The 19,843-nt window shown below is 61.2% G+C and carries 18 protein-coding genes; 3 read left to right on the top strand and 15 right to left on the bottom strand.

Features of this window, described 5'->3' with window-relative positions:
- Positions 1-131: 131 nt before the first annotated feature.
- The 10 genes from nth to DW58_RS05265 form a co-directional block, all read right to left on the bottom strand.
- Positions 132-770, bottom strand: coding sequence for an endonuclease III (gene nth, locus DW58_RS05310; RefSeq protein WP_024550074.1), 639 nt, complete (start codon positions 768-770; stop codon positions 132-134).
- Positions 770-1,456, bottom strand: a complete 687-nt coding sequence (locus tag DW58_RS05305; RefSeq protein WP_024550073.1) for an electron transport complex subunit E — start codon at positions 1,454-1,456, stop codon at positions 770-772. Before DW58_RS05305 ends, nth begins: the two co-directional genes overlap by 1 nt.
- Positions 1,457-1,458: 2 nt before the next feature.
- A complete protein-coding gene (gene rsxG, locus DW58_RS05300; protein WP_024550072.1) occupies positions 1,459-2,079 on the bottom strand; it encodes an electron transport complex subunit RsxG in 621 nt (206 codons plus the stop codon).
- Positions 2,080-2,087: 8 nt separating this feature from the next.
- On the bottom strand, positions 2,088-3,140 hold the full coding sequence (gene rsxD, locus DW58_RS05295) for an electron transport complex subunit RsxD (protein ID WP_024550071.1): 1,053 nt from the start codon (positions 3,138-3,140) through the stop codon (positions 2,088-2,090).
- Complete coding sequence (gene rsxC, locus DW58_RS05290; protein ID WP_024562440.1) at positions 3,141-5,900, bottom strand: electron transport complex subunit RsxC; 2,760 nt, start codon at positions 5,898-5,900, stop codon at positions 3,141-3,143.
- Entirely contained in the window at positions 5,893-6,471 is a 579-nt protein-coding gene (gene rsxB / locus DW58_RS05285) for an electron transport complex subunit RsxB (RefSeq protein WP_024550300.1), read from the bottom strand. The genes rsxC and rsxB overlap by 8 nt, the downstream gene beginning before the upstream one ends.
- Positions 6,471-7,052, bottom strand: coding sequence for an electron transport complex subunit RsxA (rsxA, locus tag DW58_RS05280; RefSeq protein ID WP_024550299.1), 582 nt, complete (start codon positions 7,050-7,052; stop codon positions 6,471-6,473). Before rsxA ends, rsxB begins: the two co-directional genes overlap by 1 nt.
- 77 nt (positions 7,053-7,129) lie before the next feature.
- A complete protein-coding gene (locus DW58_RS05275) occupies positions 7,130-7,570 on the bottom strand; it encodes a DUF2569 domain-containing protein (RefSeq protein ID WP_024550298.1) in 441 nt (146 codons plus the stop codon).
- 84 nt (positions 7,571-7,654) lie between these two features.
- Positions 7,655-7,870, bottom strand: coding sequence for a transcription modulator YdgT (gene ydgT, locus DW58_RS05270; protein WP_024550297.1), 216 nt, complete (start codon positions 7,868-7,870; stop codon positions 7,655-7,657).
- Between the two features lie 172 nt (positions 7,871-8,042).
- Entirely contained in the window at positions 8,043-9,437 is a 1,395-nt protein-coding gene (locus tag DW58_RS05265) for a glycoside hydrolase family 1 protein (RefSeq protein ID WP_024550296.1), read from the bottom strand.
- Positions 9,438-9,648: 211 nt separating this feature from the next.
- Here DW58_RS05265 and DW58_RS05260 point away from each other — a divergent pair, with 211 nt between their 5' ends.
- Entirely contained in the window at positions 9,649-10,689 is a 1,041-nt protein-coding gene (locus DW58_RS05260; protein ID WP_024550295.1) for an oxidoreductase, read from the top strand.
- Positions 10,690-10,840: 151 nt separating this feature from the next.
- The gene (locus DW58_RS05255) at positions 10,841-11,836 is read left to right on the top strand and encodes a bile acid:sodium symporter family protein (protein ID WP_024562439.1); all 996 of its coding nucleotides are present in this window, start codon (positions 10,841-10,843) and stop codon (positions 11,834-11,836) included.
- An 11-nt stretch (positions 11,837-11,847) separates the two neighbouring features.
- On the opposite strand, the gene add is transcribed toward DW58_RS05255, so the two are convergent.
- From add to malX, 3 genes are all read right to left on the bottom strand, one after another.
- Positions 11,848-12,849, bottom strand: coding sequence for an adenosine deaminase (gene add / locus DW58_RS05250; RefSeq protein WP_024550349.1), 1,002 nt, complete (start codon positions 12,847-12,849; stop codon positions 11,848-11,850).
- A 101-nt stretch (positions 12,850-12,950) separates the two neighbouring features.
- On the bottom strand, positions 12,951-14,126 hold the full coding sequence (locus tag DW58_RS05245; RefSeq protein WP_024550350.1) for a MalY/PatB family protein: 1,176 nt from the start codon (positions 14,124-14,126) through the stop codon (positions 12,951-12,953).
- A gap of 10 nt (positions 14,127-14,136) precedes the next feature.
- The gene (gene malX / locus DW58_RS05240) at positions 14,137-15,729 is read right to left on the bottom strand and encodes a maltose/glucose-specific PTS transporter subunit IIBC (RefSeq protein ID WP_024550351.1); all 1,593 of its coding nucleotides are present in this window, start codon (positions 15,727-15,729) and stop codon (positions 14,137-14,139) included.
- A gap of 179 nt (positions 15,730-15,908) precedes the next feature.
- On the opposite strand from malX, the gene DW58_RS05235 reads away from it, so the two are divergent.
- Positions 15,909-16,940 (top strand): Mal regulon transcriptional regulator MalI, encoded by a 1,032-nt coding sequence (locus DW58_RS05235; protein WP_024550352.1) that lies wholly within the window; start codon positions 15,909-15,911, stop codon positions 16,938-16,940.
- A 54-nt stretch (positions 16,941-16,994) separates the two neighbouring features.
- On the opposite strand, the gene DW58_RS05230 is transcribed toward DW58_RS05235, so the two are convergent.
- Both DW58_RS05230 and manA read right to left on the bottom strand, forming a co-directional pair.
- Positions 16,995-18,545 carry a YdgA family protein gene (locus DW58_RS05230; protein ID WP_024562438.1) on the bottom strand — a complete coding sequence of 517 codons (1,551 nt, stop codon included), beginning with the start codon at positions 18,543-18,545 and terminating at the stop codon, positions 16,995-16,997.
- A 102-nt stretch (positions 18,546-18,647) separates the two neighbouring features.
- Positions 18,648-19,826, bottom strand: coding sequence for a mannose-6-phosphate isomerase (manA, locus tag DW58_RS05225; protein ID WP_024547508.1), 1,179 nt, complete (start codon positions 19,824-19,826; stop codon positions 18,648-18,650).
- Positions 19,827-19,843 lie beyond the last annotated feature (17 nt).

Raw genomic sequence — 19,843 nt, 5'->3', positions numbered from 1 at the left:
TAGCCGCAGCGGATTAGTCTTGTTTAGCGCATGAATGCATTATTTAACCCCAATAAGCATCATGAATAAAGTTACCCTTTATTTCACGCTGCACGGCCCGGACGGCATGGTGTACTGCCCGGGCCGCCGACTTATTCGGGGTAAACCTTCTCCGGATACTCGCAGAGATCTTCGATAAGGCAGGAGCCGCAGCGAGGCTTACGGGCGATGCAGGTGTAGCGCCCGTGAAGGATGAACCAGTGGTGGCAGTCGACCTTAAACTCGGCGGGTACCACCTTGAGCAGCTTCTCCTCCACCTGTTCGACGTTTTTGCCAGGCGCGAAGCGGGTACGATTGCAGACGCGGAAGATATGGGTATCAACCGCAATCGTCGGCCAGCCAAAGGCGGTATTGAGCACCACGTTAGCGGTCTTGCGCCCGACACCGGGCAGCGCCTCAAGGGCGGCGCGATCTTCTGGCACCTCGCCGCCGTGCTGCTCCAGCAAGATGCGGCAGGTCTTGATGACGTTTTCCGCTTTGCTGTTAAACAGGCCGATGGTTTTGATATAGGACTTCACCCCCTCAACGCCCAGCGCCAGCATAGCCTGCGGGGTGTTAGCCACCGGATAGAGCAGGGCGGTAGCCTTGTTGACGCTGACGTCGGTGGCCTGAGCCGAGAGCAGCACGGCGATCAGCAGCTCAAAGGGTGAAGTGAAATTGAGTTCGGTGGTTGGATGCGGGTTGTTGTCGCGCAGGCGCGTCAGGATCTCCCGCCGTTTCGCATTATTCATCAGGCTTTCTCAGGCGTCCCTTCCACCACCGGCTGCGGTGCAGCGCGGCGGGCTTTTTTCTTCTCGTCGATCAGATATTTGATCGCCAGCAGCATACCGAGGCCGATAAACGCGCCCGGCGGCAGCATCGCCAGCAGGAACGGGGTATCGGTGTGGAACACCTCGATGCGCAGGGCTTTTGCCCAGCTGCCGAGCAGGCCGTCGGCGCCATCAAACAGCGTCCCGTTGCCGAGGATCTCGCGCAGCGACCCTAGCACAAACATGGTGCAGGTCGCGCCCAGGCCAATCGCAAAGCCATCCAGCGCCGAGAGGAACGGCCCGTTACGCGCGGCAAAGGCTTCCGCGCGGCCCACCACGATGCAGTTGGTGACGATAAGCGGAATAAAGATGCCGAGCGACTGGTAGAGCCCGAACGCATAGGCGTTAATCAGCATCTGCACCACGCTCACCACCGACGCAATGATCATCACGTAAATCGGAATACGGATGCTCTCGGGCATCCAGCGGCGGAAGAGGGAAATGGAGAAGTTGGTAAGGGTCAGCACCAGCGTGGTGGCAAGCCCCAGTCCGAGCGCGTTGGTGGCGGTCGAGGTCACGGCCAGCAGCGGGCAGAGACCCAGCAGCTGCACCAGCGCCGAGTTATTCTTCCACAGCCCCTGTACGATAATCTCTTTAATCTGGTTCATGATTACTCCTCGCAGGCCGGCAGGCGCTCAAGCTGGTTGGGCAACGTTTGCGCGTACAGCCCGGCACGTTTTACGGCGTTGACCACCGCACGCGGGGTAATGGTCGCCCCGGTAAACTGATCGAACTGGCCGCCGTCTTTTTTCACCGCGAAGCTGCTGTCCGCCGCACCCTGAATACGCTTGCCGTTGAAGGAGAGGATCCAGTCGCTCAGGCGCAGCTCAATTTTATCCCCCAGCCCCGGCGTTTCGTGGTGCTCCGTCACCCGCGTACCCTGCACGGTGCCGGAAAAATCGGTACCCACCAGCAGCTGAATGGCACCCGAATAGCCGTCAGGCGCAGTGGCTTCCATCACCACACCGGTTGGCTGACCGGCTTTGCGCGCCACGTAAATCCGGTGGCTGCCGCTGCCAAGCTGCATGTCGTTGACCACAAAACAGCTGTGCTGCAGGTCATTATCGTAGAGATCGGCGGGCATCACCTGGTCGAACAGGGCTTTTTGCTGTTCGGCGGCCTGGCCGGCGATGGTGGTCCGGGTCAGCTCATTGACCAGCGCGGTTAAACCGGTGGTGGCGGCGGCGAAGATCGCCAGCGTCACGCCATGTTTTTGAATCGCTTTCAGCATGTCCATAATTAGCGATGCCCGTAAACGCGCGGACGCGTGTAGTAGTCGATCAGCGGCACGGTCATGTTAGCCAGCAGCACGGCGAAGGCGACGCCATCCGGATAGCCCCCAAAGCTGCGGATCAGCCAGACCAGCAGGCCCGCCAGGGCACCGAACAGCAGACGCCCTTTATTGGTGGTGGAGGCGGTAACCGGGTCGGTCAGAATAAAGAACGCCCCCAGCATGGTGGCGCCGGAGAAGAGGTGTACCAGCGGCGAGGCCAGGGTCTGAGGCGAGAACAGCCAGCCCAGCGTCGCGCAGACCGTCAGCGACAGCAGGAAGCTCACAGGGATATGCCAGCGAATGGTGTTTTTCCCGATCATAAACAGGCCGCCGAGCAGGAACGCGACGTTAACCCACTGCCAGCCGACCCCGGCCAGCACGCCGCGGTAGATTGGCATCTCCATCACCGCATCCACGCTGTGCCCGGCGCGTAAACCGGTTTTAAAGGTATCCAGGGGCGTTGCCTGACTGATGCCGTCGATGCCTGCCCGCAGCGTATCGGCATTCAGCCCCGTCGCGGTGTGGCCGGTGAAGATCACCGCCAGGGTATCCATAAAGCCCGGCGTCGTGGCGGCGATCTCCTGCGGTGGCAGCCAGCTGGTCATCTGCACCGGGAAGGAGATCAGCAGCACAACGTAGCCAATCATGGCCGGGTTGAACGGGTTATGCCCCAGGCCGCCGTAGAGCTGCTTGGCGATAATGACCGCAAACACCGTGCCGAGGACCACCATCCACCACGGCGCCAGCGGCGGCAGGCTGATGCCCAGCAGCAGCCCGGTAAGCATCGCAGAGTTGTCGCGCAGCTGCGCGGTGACATTCTGCTTGCGCAGCCGTACCACCAGACTTTCCGCCAGCAGCGCCGCCACGATAGCGAGGCCGGTCTGCACCAGGGTGCCCCAGCCGAAATAGAACCACTGCACCGCGATACCCGGCAGGGCCGCAAGGCAGACCAGCAGCATGATGCGTGCGGTCTGGCGCTGGTTATGGGTGTAGGGCGAGCTTGCGATTCTGAAAACCATTTATTCCTCGTTAACCACTTTCTGTGCGGCTTTACGTGCCTGAACCCTGGCAATAGCGGCAGCCACCGCCGCTTTACGTGTTTCGTCGCTGCTCGCGTCTGCGGCGTCGCTGTTGTCATCCGAGGATTCGTTGGCCGCCAGCGCGGCCTTGCGCGCTTTGGCGCGGGCAATCGCTGCCTCAACCGCCGCTTTACGCGGATCCTCAGCTTCCACCTGGGAAATGACCGAGGCTTCTGCCTCTGGCGGGATCACATCGGTGGCGGAGCGTGCCGCCTGTTCCGCCTGCGCGGCCTTGCGGGCTTTGGCGCGGGCGATAGCGGCCTCGACGGCAGCCTTACGCGGATCGACCACTTCGGCCGCCGTTGGCGTGGCTGCTGCCTGCTCCGCACTTTCCGTCGCGGTGTCGGACGCTGCCTCGGCGGCCTGGGCCGCTTTGCGCGCTTTAGCGCGGGCGATAGAGGCTTCCACCGCGGCTTTACGCGGGTCAACCGCGTCCGACACCGCTGCGTTGTCTGTCACTTCCGTCGCGGTGTCGGACGCTGCTTCGGCGGCCTGGGCTGCCTTACGCGCTTTGGCACGGGCGATAGCGGCTTCCACCGCGGCTTTGCGTGGGTCAACCGCGTCTGTCGCCGCTGCGTTGTCTGTCACTTCCTCAGCAGAGCCAGACGCTGCTTCAGCGGCCTGGGCCGCTTTACGCGCTTTGGCACGGGCGATAGCGGCTTCCACTGCGGCTTTGCGCGGGTCAATCGCGTCTGTCGCCGCTGCGTTGTCTGTCACTTCCTCAGCGGAGCCAGACGCTGCCTCGGCGGCCTGGGCCGCTTTACGTGCTTTGGCCCGGGCGATAGCGGCTTCCACCGCGGCTTTGCGTGGGTCAACTGCCTCACCGGCGTCAGCCTGGGCAGGGGCGTCAGCAACGCTGTTATCGGCCTGGGCCGCTTTACGCGCTTTGGCACGGGCGATAGCGGCTTCCACCGCGGCTTTGCGTGGGTCAACTGCCTCACCGGCGTTAGCCTGGGCAGGGGCGTCAGCAACGCTGTTATCGGCCTCAGCCGCTTTACGGGCTTTGGCGCGGGCAATGGCGGCTTCCACCGCGGCTTTACGCGGATCGGCGGCGCTGGCAGCCTCTGCCTGGGCTTTCTCAGCCTGACGGGCGCGGGCCTGCGCTTTACGCGCTTCCCGGGCGGCGATGACCGCGCTGTTATCCGGTGTCGCACCGGCTACCACGTTAACAGGCTCTGCGGCGGCGGCCTGTTTGTCACGGATGCGGGCCAGCGCGGCGTTGACCGCGTCTTTATCTTCGCCTGAAGGCTGCACCGCGGATTTTTTATGGCGCTCGGCTCGCGCCAGCTTGTCACGCTCAAGGCGCGCCTGGCGTGCTTCAAACCGGGCTTTGGCTTCGGCGGCGCGGCGCTCATCGTCGGCGATAGCGCGGATTTCAGCTTTCTCCTGACGGAAATACTGCACCAGCGGGATATTGCTCGGGCAGACCCAGGCGCAGGCCCCGCACTCAATGCAGTCCGCCAGATTGTGCGCGGTGGCTTTGTCATGCTGCTGGCCCTTGCTGAACCAGTACAGCTGCTGCGGCAGCAGATCCGCCGGGCAAGCGTCGGCGCAGGCGCTGCAGCGAATGCAGCCTTTCTCCTGCGGCGTGTCGCCCATTTCGCTTGCCGACGGCGCCAGCAGGCAGTTAGTGATTTTCACCACCGGGACATCCAGCCACGGCAGGGTGAAGCCCATCAGCGGGCCGCCCATGATCACCAGCTGCTCGCTAGTGGGAATAAATCCGGCGTTCTCCAGCAGATGACGCACCGGCGTCCCCAGACGCGCCCAGACGTTGCCTGGACGGCCCACGGCTTCACCGGTGAGCGTCACCACGCGTTCGGTCAGCGGTTCGCCGTCGATGATGGCGCGTTTCACCGCGTAGGCTGTGCCGACGTTCTGCATCAGCACGCCGATATCGGACGAACGCCCGCCGTGGGGCACCTGCTTCCCGGTAAGGATTTGGGTGAGCTGTTTGGCGCCGCCGGAAGGGTATTTAGTGGGGATCACGCGCAGCTTGATGCGGTATTCGTCACCCAGCACCGCGCGCAGCATCGAAATGGCCTGCGGCTTGTTATCCTCGATGCCGATCAGCACTTCACGCGGCTGCAGGATATGCGCCAGGATGCGGATACCTTCCACCACCTGCGCGGCGCAGTCCTGCATCAGCCGATCGTCGGCGGTGATGTAGGGCTCGCACTCTGCGGCGTTGATAATCAGGGTGTCAATGTTGTCGCCGCCGCCCGCCAGCTTGTTGCCGGTGGGGAAGCCTGCGCCGCCCAGACCGGCAACGCCGAACTGGTGGATGCGCGCAATCAGCTCCTCGCGGCTGCGGGAGGCGTAGTCCGGCCAGGCGTCGCGCTCGATCCAGCGGTCTTCGCCGTCCGCATCGATAATCACCGACAGCTCCGCCAGCGCAGAGGGATGTGCGGTAGAGTGGGGCGCAATCGCGATCACCGTTCCGGAGGTCGGGGCGTGTACCGGCAGCATGCGCCCGCGCCCGCGGGTCAGCGGCTGGCCGCGCAGCACACGATCGCCCGGCGCCACGCACAGTTCACCTTCGGCACCGATATGCTGTTTAAGCGGGATCACCAGCCGGCCCGGCAGGGGAACCTGACGCAGCGGCGTGCCGTTTGACAGGGTCTTCATCTCCGGCGGATGGATGCCGCCGTGGAAGTCCCAGATCTTCTCTTTTCGGAATGCGGAAAATAACTTAAACATGGTGTTCCACGGGAATATTGCGGACCGGAATCATCTGCAGATCCCACTTCCAGGTCTCCGGCGTCGGGGCCGCTGGGCGCAGGTCAATACAGGCGGTCGGGCAAGGATCAACGCACAGGTTGCAGCCGGTACAGAGATCGCTGACAACGGTGTGCATGGCGCGCGTCGCACCGACGATGGCGTCCACCGGACAGGCCTGGATACATTTGGTGCAGCCGATGCAGTTGGCTTCATCGATGACGGCCAGCATTCTTACCGGCTCAGCGGCCGCGGCATCTTCGCCAATCGGCTGCGGCTCAACGTTAAGCAGCGTGGCGATTTTCAGCATTACCGCTTCACCGCCGGGGGCGCAGCGGTTAATGTGCTCGCCCTGGTTACCGACCGCTTCCGCGTAAGGACGGCAGCCCGGATAGCCGCACTGGCCGCACTGGCTTTGCGGCAGGATATCGTCGATGCGATCGACGATCGGGTCTTCATCCGCGGCGAAACGGCGCGAGGCGAAACCGAGGATCATCCCGAACAGAAGCCCCAGCACGCTTACCACGGCAATCGCGATCCAGACAGCACTCATTACGCTTTCACCAGCCCGCTAAAGCCCATGAATGCCAGCGACATCAGCCCGGCGGTAATCAGCGCAATGGCGTTGCCGCGAAACGGCGCGGGCACATCGGCCACGGCCAGACGCTCGCGAATGGCGGCAAACAGCACCATCACGAAGGAGAAGCCCACCGCCGCGGCAAAGCCGTACAGGGCAGACTGCAGGAAGTTGTGACCAAGGTTGATATTGAGCAGCGCGACGCCGAGTACCGCACAGTTGGTGGTGATGAGCGGCAGGAAAATCCCCAGCAGGCGATAGAGCGCCGGGCTGGTTTTACGCACCACCATCTCGGTGAACTGCACCACAACGGCGATCACCAGGATAAAGGCGAGCGTGCGCAGGTAGACCAGGCCGAGCGGGATCAGCACCCAGGTATCGATCACCCACGCGCTAATGGAGGCAAGCGTCAACACAAAGGTGGTCGCCAGCCCCATACCAATGGCGCTCTCCAGTTTTTTAGAGACGCCCATAAACGGACACAGGCCAAGAAACTTCACCAGAACGAAGTTATTGACCAGCACCGTACCAACAAAAAGAAGCAGATAATCAGCCATTAGTCGACCTGAAACAAAAGCAGCCGCCTATTATCCGGCATCTGGCCGAAGGCGACAACGTAGAATCCGTAAGGTTATTATTCGTTAACGAACGTATCCTTGACGCGGCGGGACGTCCTGAAATAGGGCGCAAAAAGCGCCGCGGCCAGCAGCGGGAACAGCAGCTGGCGAACCGCAAGGGCATCGTTAACGGGTGAAAAGGCAAACGCTTTGAGCGCCAGCAGCACGCACACCAGCAGCCAGATAATGTAGTGCTTACGCACCAGCGCGCGACGCTTAAAGAACGCGAAGGTGAGCCACAGGGTATAGGCCCAGATAGCGGCCGCGCTTGCCATCGAGAGATACCACATCACGACGCTTTGGCTACTTTGCACGCTTAATGCCTGATGCGCCTGGGGCGACATCAGCGCCATAAACCACACCACCAGCCCCAGAGAGGTGCTGAGCAGGGTCATCAAAAGCCAGGCAAGAGGGGCCAGCAACCAGCCTCCGATACGCGTTGTCGGCGTGGTGGTCATACAGCCTCCCCAGAGATAAAACGGTGTGCGAACGATTCAGAGCGCTGGAATTATAAAGAAATTCTCAGTAAATGCTACCGCGGCTTATTGCACGAAACGCCATACCGACTTAGGGACTTCGCCGATATTAAACAGCTTTCCCCCGGAAACCAGCTCCGCACGGCGGTGATCGGCGGCGCGGTACATATTAATAATCTCCTGACTGTCGGTCAGGGAATAATTAAGGTGGTCAAAAAGTTTTTCAAGGCTTTCAAGCGTACTTATTTTGCGAAATTTTAATAAATAGTCCTGCACCGTCATCGGCGATTATTCCTTTATGAGAAAGCAGCCAGGGTAGCTGAATTAGCGATAACGAATAATAAACGGAAAGCGCAAAAGGCAGGATAAAATAGACAGGGGCGGAAAGACTTTAAGAGTAATCCTTAGGTTTTGGTAACAGGCGCCGGGCGGCGCCTGGTGGGGCGGTCGGGCTTCAGACGCCGTTGTTTTTGATAACGTCCTGATACCAGAAGAAACTTTTCTTACGTTTGCGCGCAAGATTGTGTGCATGGTCCACATAAACAAAGCCGTACTGTTTCTGATAACCATTAAGCCAGCTTAATAGATCGATAAACGACCACGGGTAATAGCCGCGCACGTCCGCGCCCTGCGCGATGGCGGTTTCGATAGCCTTAATATGCATGCGCAAATAGTCGATGCGCGGGTCATCAACGATTTCCCCGTCAACAATCGGGTCCTTTGCCCCAAGGCCGTTTTCGGTAATGTAGATCGGCACGTCACCGTAGCGGGCTTTAATCTGCATGATGCCGTCGGTCAGCCCCTGCGGCCAGATCTCCCAGTCCCAGTCGGTGTAGACGCCCTGCGGATTGCGGACGAACTTGTACAGCCCCTTAAAGCCAAACTGATGCCCGCTGTTGCGCTCGCCGCTGTGGTTGGCCTTCAGGCTGGTTTCATCCGGGTTGGCGGCGACGGTTTCGCGCTTGTAGTAGTTGAGCCCGATAAAGTCGCAGATGTTCTCCTTCAGCAGGGCATCGTCCCCCGGCGCGTAGCGCGGTACGCCCCACAGTGCCTGGGTCTGGGCCACCAGCTCCGCCGGGTATTCGCCCTTGAGCACCGGGTCGTACAGCCAGTGGGTATAGATGGCGTCGGCCAGCGCCTTGGCGGCCACGTCTTCCGGCTTATCGGTCAGAGCAGTGTGGGGCTGTAAGACGTTGACGAAGCCAATCTGGCCCGCAATGCCGCTGTCGCGAAACGCTTTTACCGCGAGCGCGTGCGCCACAAACACATGGTGGCAGGCCTGCACCGCGCGCGCCGGATCCCGCGCTCCCGGCGGGTGGCTGCCGGTGATATAGCCGTGGCCGATAAACACCACGGTTTCATTGAAGGTGGCCCAGAGTTTGACCCGTGATCCGAAGCGCGCATAGCAAAGCCGGGCATATTCAAGGAACGCCTCGGCGGTGGAGCGCCTCTCCCAGCCGCCCTCATCCTGCAATGCCTGGGGCAGATCCCAGTGGTAAAGGGTGATCATCGGTTCGATGTTGTGTTCCAGCAGCGCATCGATAAGGTCGCTGTAAAACTGTATCCCGGCTTCGTTGACCTCACCGCGTCCCGCAGGGAGCACGCGCGGCCAGGAGAGCGAAAAGCGGTAGCTTTGCAAGCCCATCTCCGCCATCAGGGCAACGTCTTCCCGGAAGCGGTGGTAGTGATCGACCGCCACATCGCCGTTGGTGCCTTGCCAGGTGGTGCCAGGCAGGTGCGAGAACACGTCCCAGATAGAAGGGCCTTTACCATCGGCGTCATGTCCGCCTTCAACCTGGTATGCCGCCGTGGCCGCACCCCAGAGAAAATCCTGTGGAAATCCCGACATCGTTGACTCCTTGCGTTGTAGTGATGGTCCGAGTGTAGGCAGCCGGATCCGCACACCGCAACCGGTTTCCGTAACCGGTTTCAGCGTTGCGAGACAGATCACTTTTTGTCTTTCAGATGAAACCACAGGCGGTAACGCAGCGGTAATAATCTGTTGAGACATCAGGATGATTGGTGTGAAATAACCCGGTCTACTGACCAGAGGAATCTCTATGAGCGATAACATCCGAGTGGGACTGATTGGCTATGGCTACGCCAGTAAAACCTTCCACGCGCCGCTGATTGCCGGCACGCCGGGAATGGAGCTGGCCGCTATCTCCAGCAGCGATGCTGCAAAAGTCCATGCCGACTGGCCGTCCGTGCCGGTGGTATCCGAGCCGAAACAGCTCTTTAACGATCCCAATATCGACCTCATTGTGGTTCCCACCCCCAACGACACCCACTTCCCGCTGGCTAAAGCCGCGCTGGAGGCCGGGAAGCATGTCGTGGTGGATAAACCGTTTACCGTGACGTTGTCACAGGCACGCGAGCTGGATGCGCTGGCGAAAAGCAGCAACCTGGTGCTGTCGGTGTTCCATAACCGCCGCTGGGACAGCGATTTCCTGACCCTCAAATCCCTGCTGGCCGACGGCACGCTGGGTGAAGTGGTTTACTTCGAATCCCACTTTGACCGCTTTCGTCCGCAGGTGCGCAACCGCTGGCGCGAGCAGGCCGGGCCGGGGAGCGGCATCTGGTTCGACCTTGGCCCCCATCTGCTCGACCAAGCCATCAACCTGTTCGGCCTGCCGATAAGCCTGTCGGTGGATCTGGCCCAGCTGCGTCCCGGCGCCCAGGCGACCGACTACTTCCATGCGGTGCTGAGCTACCCGCAGCGGCGCGTGGTCCTGCACGGCACCATGCTGGCGGCGGCGGAGTCGGCGCGCTATATCGTTCACGGCACCCGGGGCAGCTATGTGAAGTTTGGGCTCGATCCCCAGGAGGATCGCCTCAAGTCTGGGGAGCGTCTGCCGCAGGCGGATTGGGGCTACGACATGCGCGACGGTATGCTGACCCTGGCGCAGGGCGAGGAAATGGTAGAGAAAACCCTGCTGACGGTGCCGGGCAACTATCCGGCTTACTACGCCGGGATCCGCGATGCGCTCACCGGCAAAGGGGAGAACCCGGTCCCCGCCAGCCAGGCTATCACCATTATGGAGCTGATTGAGCTGGGCATTGAGTCGGCGAAGCACCGATCCACGCTGTCGCTGGCCTGACGGCGCGAGGCAGTATCGACGGGGCGTGTTGCACGCCCTTTTTTTTTCGCTCAACCGTCGCTCAACGAACGGAATGTTAATAGCAGGTTATATTTATCATTGCGCCCGACCAGGGCAGAGTAGGCTTTTTTATTATCAACAGGGATACCCTATGCGTTGGCTGCAGCGTCTGAAGATAGACACGTTTTTATTAATCATGATTGGGGTGGTGATCGTCGCGTCGTTTTTCCCCTGCGAAGGGCGGGTGAAAACCGGGTTTGAATACCTGACGACGTTTGCTATCGGGCTGCTGTTCTTTATGCACGGGGCAAAGCTCTCCCGCGAGGCGATCTTTGCCGGCATGGGGCACTGGCGGCTGCATCTGGTGGTGTTTATCAGCACCTTTGCGCTGTTCCCGCTGCTCGGCCTGCTGATGCAGTTCATCCCGCACTCGGTGCTGCCACCGTCGCTCTATCTCGGCTTCCTCTATCTCTGCGCGCTGCCCGCCACGGTGCAGTCGGCCATAGCCTTTACCTCGGTGGCGAAGGGTAACGTGGCGGCGGCAATCTGCAGCGCCTCGGCCTCAAGCATTCTGGGTATTTTCCTCTCGCCGGTGCTGGTGGGGGCGTTAATGCAGGCGCAGCAGGGGGATACTAATACCCTTGATGCCATCGGCAAGATCGTGCTCCAGCTGATGGTGCCGTTTGTGGTGGGCCACCTGTCACGTCCGCTGATTGGCCGCTGGGTCGATCGTCATAAGAAGCTCATCAATATGACCGACCGCTCCTCCATTCTGCTGGTGGTCTACGTCGCGTTCAGTGAAGCGGTGGTGGGCGGTATCTGGCATCAGATTGATGGCAAGGCGCTGCTGGTGGTGGTCGGGCTCTCCATCGTGCTGCTGGCGGTGGTGCTGGTGGTCAATACCTGGGCGGCGCGCGCGCTGGGCTTTAATACCGCGGATGAAGTGACCATTGTGTTCTGCGGGTCGAAGAAGAGTCTGGCGAACGGCGTGCCGATGGCGAACGTGCTGTTCCCGGCCAGTGCGGTGGGGGTGATGGTGCTGCCGCTGATGATTTTCCACCAGATCCAGCTGATGGTGTGTGCGGTACTGGCCCAGCGCTATGCCCGACGCAGCACCGCAACAGAAACGGCCCAGGCGAAACCCTGAGCCGACTTTCATCAGGCGCGGCGAACTGAATCGCGCAGCGCCTGCTTCTCCTGCTCGCTGAGAAACGCAATCGTCAGGCCGTTCTGCTGGGCCTGGCGAATCTGCGCCTGGCTCAGACCAGCCTGCGCGGCGGCAACCTGATATTCGTGGATGATATCCACGCCCTGAACCGCCGGATCGTCGGTGTTGATGGTCGCCAGCACGCCGTGGTCGAGGAAGACCTTCAGCGGATGCTTGTCGAGGGACGCCACGGTGCTGGTCTGGATGTTCGAGGTCAGGCAGGACTCAATACCAATGCGCTGCTCGGCCAGGAAATCCATCAGCGCCGGGTCTTCAATCGCTTTAACCCCGTGGCCGATACGCTCGGCGCCCAGCTCACGAATCGCCTGCCAGATGCTCTCCGGGCCAGCCGCTTCACCGGCGTGAACCGTAATGTGCCAGCCGGCGTCGCGGGCGCGGTTGAAGTGCGGCAGGAACAGGCTGCCGGGGAAGCCCAGCTCGTCGCCCGCCAGATCGAGCGCGGTGATATGGTCGCGGTGCGCCAGCAGGGCGTCCAGCTCGATTTCACAGGCAGTTTCGCCGAAGGTACGGCTCATGATGCCGATAAGACGCGCCTGCACGCCGAAATCGCGGCAGCCTTCGCGCACCCCGGCAATCACCGCTTCCACCACGCCGTCCACCGGCAGCTGGTGGGTCATCGCCATATAGCCCGGCGAGAAGCGCAGTTCGACATAGTGCAGGCCTTGCTGTGCGGCGTCTTCGATATTTTCATAGGCCACGCGACGGCAGGCATCCAGCGACGCCAGCACCTTCACGCCCCAGTCGAGTTTGGCGAGGAAGCTCACCAGATCCGGTTCACTGGCGGTCACCTGAACGTGAGGGCGCAGAGTCTCAAGGGTGGTGGCGGGCAGCGCCAGGTTGTACTGACGGCCAAGATCGAGAATGGTTTGGGCGCGAATGTTGCCATCCAGGTGGCGGTGCAGGTCGGTTAACGGCAGGGAGGAATCAATCATGGTCGCACTCTTTCTTTACCTAAAGTGCAGACCATTATAAAAATAAAACCGTCTGAAAAGCTACGTTGCGCAACAAAAAGGGGCGTTTATGCCCCTAATTGTTAATTTAGTGAACGAATTGCGGCGATTAAGCGCTCAACGCCCTGTTCGAGTTTCACCCGCGGGCAGCCAACGTTAAGGCGAAGAAAACCTTTTCCCTCCGCTCCGTAGGTATATCCCGGCATGATGGCCACTTTTTGCTGCGCGATCAGCGCCTGTTGCAGCGCCGCATCGTCAAGCCCCAGCGGACGCAGATCGATCCACGCCAGATAGGTCGCAGCAGGCGGTTGCCAGTTGAGTTGCGCAAACGCGCCGTTCAGGCTGTCTGCGACGTACTGCAGGTTGGCCATCAGGTAGTTGCGCAACGCCTCCAGCCACGGCGCGCCCTCCCGATAGGCGGCAATGTGCGCCACCAGCGCCAGCACGGCGGGCGAGGAGAGGCCATCCTGGCCCTTGAGCGTCGTCAGGTACGCATCCCGCGCCCCGGCGTCATGGATAAACCCGTACGCCCCGGTCAGCGCCGGAATGTTGAAGCTTTTCGAGGCCGAGGTGAGGAGCGCCCAGCTCCCGCGTCCGACGACGCTCCAGGGCGTGTGGGTGCCGCGCCACACCATATCCATATGGATCTCATCGCTGATGACCCGCACGCCATGACGCTCACACAGGCTCGCCATCTGCTCCAGCTCCTCCCGGTGCCAGACGTGGCCGGTCGGGTTGTGCGGGCTGCACAGCAGCAAGATCTTACACGCCGGTCTGGCGAGCGCTGCCTCAAGGCTTGCCATGTCACAGCGCCAGCCACCGTTCTCGCAGGTGAGCGGCTGGGCTATCACGCGGCGGCCGTTGCCCTCGATCGTCTTGTAGAAAGCATCGTAGGCTGGGGTATGGATCAGTACCTCATCCCCCGGCTGTGACCACTGGCAAATCAGCCGGGACACCATGTAGATCACCGACGGGCCATACACCAGCGTGTCCGGATCGACCAGCGTGGCGAAGCGCGTCTGATACCAGTGGGCAATGGCACCGCTAAAGTCGCTGTTGTTCCAGCGGCTGTAGCCCAGCACCCCGTGCGCCAGGCGCTGGGTCAGCGCCGCCAGCACGCAGGGCGCGGTGGGGAAGTCCATGTCCGAGATGGTGAACGGCAGCAGGTCGGGCGCGCCGAAACGGTCAGCGACGTAGTCCCACTGGGTGCACCAGGTGCCGTGCCGGTCCACCGGCGTTGCGAAATCAAATTGCGTCATATCCTGAGCCTTATGCCTGCACCATGTTCATCAGCGCCGTCATCTCATCTTTTACCGACTGGACCTGCGGGCCAATCACCACCTGCAGGTTGTGCTGGTTAAGCTGGATCACGCCGATGGCGCGATTCGCTTTCAGCGCCTCGACGTCCACCTTCGCCATCTCTTTTACCGACAGACGCAGACGGGTAATGCAGTTGTCGAGACTGACGATGTTATCGGCCCCGCCCAGCGCCGCCAGCAGGGCCGGCACGTTATACCCGGATTTGCCGAGGCTGCCCGCCACGGCGCTTTCCATCTGACGCGCGGTGTCGACGTCGCGGCCTGGGGTTTTGATGTTAAAGCGCAGGATGGCGAAGCGGAAGATGGCGTAGTAGACCGCAAACCAGACCGCGGCCACCACCGGAACCATGTACCACTTGGTGGAAAGCCCGTGCAGGATGCCGAACACCACGAAGTCAATGACGTTGCCATCGGTGTTGCCGATGGTGACGCCCAGCACCGCCATAAGGGTGAAGCCGAGGCCGGTAAGCAGGGCGTGGATCAGGTAGAGAACCGGAGCCACGAACAGGAACAGGAACTCCAGCGGTTCGGTGGTGCCGCCCACCACGCAGGCAATCACCCCGGAGATCAGCAGCCCCTTAATCTTGTGCCGATTCTCAGGGCGCGCGCAGTGGTACATCGCCAGCGCCGCACCCGGCAGGCCGCCGAGGAAGGCCGGCATTTTGCCCTGGGAGAGGAAGCGGGTGGCGCTCTCCGAGAAGCCGTGCACCGACGGGCAGTTGAGCTGCGCCTGGAAGATGGTCAGCGCGCCGCTTACGGTTTTCCCGCAGACGTCCATGGTGCCACCCGCCTCGGTAAAGCGGATCAGCGCCACCAGAATGTGCTGCAGGCCAAACGGCAGCAGCAGGCGCTCCCCGGTACCGAAGATCATCGGCCCGAACGCCCCGGCGCTGTTGATCATGTTGCCCAGACCGGTAATGCCCATGGCAAACACCGGCCAGATCAGCGGCACAATCAGCCCCACCAGGCCCAGCACCACGCTGGTGATGATCGGCACGAAGCGCGTGCCGCCAAAGAAGGCCAGCGCGTCCGGCAGGCGCACGTTATGGAAGCGCTCGTGCAGCAGCCAGACGATCACCCCGGCGATCACCGCCCCGAGAATACCGGTGTCCACCGACTGAATACCCAGCACGTTCTGGATATTGTTGGCTTTCAGGACCGCCGCATCGGTGGAGGGCAGAATGCCCTTGGTGGTGAGCCAGAAGTTGGTGGCGAGATTCATCACCGTGAAGCCGACGAAGCCGGCAAACGCCGCCACGCCTTTATTTTCACGCGCCAGCCCAAGCGGAATGGCGATACAGAACATCACCGGCAGGAAGCTGAAGGCAAACGAGCCGACTTTACTCATCCACAGGAAAATGGCCTGTAACACCGGATGGCCGAGCGCCGGGAACAGCGTCACCACATCATGGCTGCTGAGCGAACTGCCGATGCCAAGCATGATGCCGCAAAACGAGAGTAGCGCCACCGGCAGCATGAAGGTTTTGCCCAACTGCTGAAAGAACTCCCATACGGTGATTCGGGATGCTGCATTAGCCGCCATAGCACGACTCCTTGTTGTGATCGTAGAGTGAAGGGATATATCACGCAGCGAGAAGATAAAACGTTTTACCACTATTTAGTGCGAAACGAATCACATATTCGGGTGATAATAACGGCTATAAAGATCCCCTATGGGTAAAACGTTTTATCTGAAGCTGGAACAGAAGGGAATCGCAGGTTATGACCGTTGCGAAAAAAATCACCATCAATGACGTGGCGCTGGCGGCGGGCGTCTCGGTCAGCACCGTGTCGCTGGTGCTGAGTGGTAAAGGGCGTATCTCGCACGCCACCGGCGAGCGGGTGAACGACGCCATCGAAAAGCTGGGCTTTGTGCGTAACCGCCAGGCGGTATCCCTGCGCGGCGGGCAGAGCGGTGTGATCGGCCTGATGGTGCGCGACCTCAGCTCGCCTTTCTATGCGGAACTCACCGCCGGCCTCAGCGAAGCGCTGGAGGCCCAGGACCGGATGCTGTTTCTGACCCAGTGCGGCGGGGACGGCGCCCGAAGCGAACGCTGCCTGAGCACGCTGCTGTCTCAGGGCGTGGACGGGGTGATCATCGCCGGCGGCGCAGCGGACACCGGGGCGACGCTGCGGGAGCTGGCCGCCGCGCGCGGCGTTCCGCTGCTCTATGCGTCCCGCGCCAGCTATCTTGACGACGCCGATATCATTCGTCCCGACAACATGCAGGCGGCGCAGCTGGTGACCGAGCACCTGATCCGCCGCGGCCACCAGCGTATCGCCTGGCTGGGCGGACGCAGCTCGTCGCTGACCCGCGCCGAGCGGCTTGGCGGGTACTGCGCCACCCTGTTGCAGTACGGCCTGCCGTTTAACAGCGACTGGGTGATCGAGTGTGAATCCAGCCAGAAGCAGGCGGCGGAGGCGATAGGCACGCTGCTGCGCCGTAACCCGACCATTAGCGCGGTGCTGTGCCACAACAACACCATTGCAATGGGGGCCTGGTTTGGCCTGATGCGCGGCGGCCGTCAGGGCGGGGAAGGCGGGATGGAGAGCTACTACGACCGGCAGGTGGCGCTGGCGGCGTTCGCGGACGTGCCGGAGGCGGCGCTCGACGATCTGCCGGTCACCTGGGTAACCACTCCGGCGCGGGAGATCGGGCATACTCTGGCAGGGCGGATGCTGCAACGCATCAACGACGACGAAGGCGCGCCGCGCCAGCAGATTATTCCCGCCCGGCTGGTGCCCCAGCGCTGAGCGACGCGCATAAAAAAGGCCTCCGGGTGGAGGCCTTCATCACAGCGTTGAGGCTTACTGCGGGGCAAGCATCGGGCCGCGCGGGGCCGGGGCCATTGGCGCTTCCAGCTCCGGTGCCGGGGCTTCCGCACCCATGCCCGGCAGGGTGAACTTACCGAACAGTTCCTCAACCGGCATCTTATCGCCGTTCAGGTTTACCTGGCCGTTAGCGTACTGCAGGCTGCTGCTGATGGTGTTGTCTTTGGTGGTCACCACGCGGAACATCTGGCCGGCCGCCGCCGCGCCTTCTACCTGCTTACGCGCCAGCTTCTCAGCCTGATCCTTCTGGTAGCCTTCAAGCTGCGCCACCTGGGTCATGAACTCGGTGGCCATGTCCATCGGAATGGAGAGCTTGCCGTCGAGCGACTTAACGTTGCGCAGCAGCTCTTCGCCCAGCGAGTTCACCGGCTGTTTCAGCTCCTCTTTGTTTTTGAAGAACAGCGACAGGTTGAGGCTGCTTTCACCTTTGGCGTTTTTCCAGCTGAACGGCGCAAGCGTGATCACCGGACCGCTATCCAGCAGCAGCGGCAGGTTGTTGAGCAGGATCTGACGGAAGTTTTCCTGATAGGCCTGCGGGTTCTGCATCACTTCCGGCTGGGCGAGCAGGGCGTTCGCTTGGGCATTGTACTGCTGGCTGAACTGGCGCCAGGCTTTGCCGTCGATCTGGCCGACCTTCAGCGAGAGCTTGCCGCTGCCCATGTTCTGATTCTGCACCTTCAGGCTGTCGAGGGTGTAATCCACCGCGCTGTTGAGGTGTTTTTTATCCTCGGCCATCTCGGTTTTCGCCGTGAGCTGTGTCCCTTCGAACACCGCCATCTCCTTGCCTTCCACCGACATCGCCAGCTTATCGAGGCTCAGTTTCTGCTGGCCGATACGCTCTTCAGACGCGGTAAGCTCCGATGAACCGTCGGTTTGCAGATTGTTGAGCGTCAGCTGTACCCGCTGACCGTACTCGTTGACGCTGTCGATAAGCGCGCTGTCAATCTGACCGGTGAGCGACATGTCGCTCCCTTTGCCATCAACGTCAATCGAGAACTCGCCGCCGCTGAAGGCGATTTTGTCGGTCTCTTTTTGATAGTTGACCGGCACCAGGGTGATGTCGGTAGCGGTGGCGCCGCTGTAGCCCACGCGGGTATCGGCGGTAAACAGCGATTTACCTTTGGTGGTCTCAAACAGCGCTTTGGTGGTCTCGTTGTTCGCCAGCGTCGAGTTTACCGAGGCAAGCGAGGGGATCAGGTTGAATTTTTTAAGCTGGGCAAAAGGGAACGGGCCGTGATCGACATCTTCATTCAGCACCACGGTCTGACCCGGCTTGAGCCACGAGCTTTGGGCGCCCTGAATCGGCTTCACCACCAGCTCAAGCTGGCTGCTGAACACGCCGCGGTGGTAGTTCTGGTAGGCCAGCTCCAGACCAGACTCGGGTGAGGTGCGCTTCAGGTCGGCGTTGGATTTCGCCACCATCTCCGCCAGGCGGCTCTCGAATTGTTTACCGGTAAACCAGGCGGCGCCCGTCCAGACCACACCCAGGGCGACAATTACGCCCGCTGCAACCAGAGTCTTTTTCATAATCCTTTTCCCTAAAACAGTCGTCCAGGCGGGTGACCCGCCTGGTTGGTTCATCAACGTCTGACAATGAGCTTAGCAATCCGTGCCAAAAAAATCAGTAGCTTAGTCGATTTTATTGTACACGCGGGCAAGGCGCCCGATGCCGCTGGCACTGACCGGCGACTCGTTGGCAGCGATAAACGCCGATTCGCCAGGCTTCAGTACCAGCGTAGCATCATCTTTACGCAGCAGCGCTTCACCCTCAACGCAGAACACAATGGCTGCGCTGTGCTGGGCCAGTTCGGTAGGCTGGCTTGAGAGGTCGTGCAGTGAAAAGGCGAAGTCGTCGACCGGGATCGGGAAATCCAGTTCGCTGCCGCGCTTCACGGCCTGGGTGAGCAGGCTCTCCGCCGCTTTCGGCTCAAACTTCACGTTTGCGACCAGCTCAGGAATATCGATGTATTTCGGCGTCAGCCCGGCGCGCAGCACGTTGTCGGAGTTGGCCATCACCTCCAGCGCAACGCCTTTCAGATAGGCGTGGGGCGTTTCAGCAAACAGGAACATGGCTTCGCCAGGGTTAAGCTTCACCACGTTAAGCAGCAGCGGGGAGAACAGGCCGCTGTCGTCCGGGTAAAATTCCGCAATGGCGCGGATGGTGTCCCAGGGCTCGCCCTCTTTACTGTGCAGGGTCGCTTTCAGCACCGCCAGCGCACGGGATTTCTCTTCGCCTTCCATATTCAACAGGCTGGCGAACAGCTCGCTCAGGCGCTCGGCGTTCGGCGCTTCCAGGAAGTGGGCGATGGCGGTGTGCGCCCCGGACACCGGCTGCAGCAGCGACACGATGTCGTTGAACTCGCGAAACGCGTTCATCGCCAGGAAAGGGGTGAGGGCAAAGACCAGCTCCGGCTTGTGGTTTGGATCTTTGTAGTTGCGCTCGGCCGCGTCGAGCGGAATGCCCGCCGCGTTCTCTTTAGCAAAGCCCGCCTCTGACGCCTGCTTGTTGGGGTGAACCTGAATAGAGAGCGGCTGGTCGGCGCACAGCACCTTGAACAGGAACGGCAGCTCGCCAAACCGCGTCGCCACGCCCTGACCCAGCAGGGTGGCCTTATCGGCGTCAATCACCTCGCGCAGCGCCCGGCTATTGCCGTCGGCGTCCTGCACCTTTGAGCTGCTCTTCGGATGCGCACCCATCCACAGCTCTGCCATCGGCAGGTTGTCCGGGTTGGCGATACCGTAGAGTTCCGTTAACGCAGTTTTACTTCCCCAGCCGTAGTTCTGCACTGAGTTGATGAGTTTTTGCATTATCAAGCCCTGTAGTA

This window comes from Siccibacter turicensis LMG 23730 (assembly GCF_000463155.2).
GTDB lineage: Bacteria > Pseudomonadota > Gammaproteobacteria > Enterobacterales > Enterobacteriaceae > Siccibacter > Siccibacter turicensis.
Note: the sequence above shows the minus strand (reverse complement) of the source record. Positions and strands in the feature narration are given on the sequence as shown.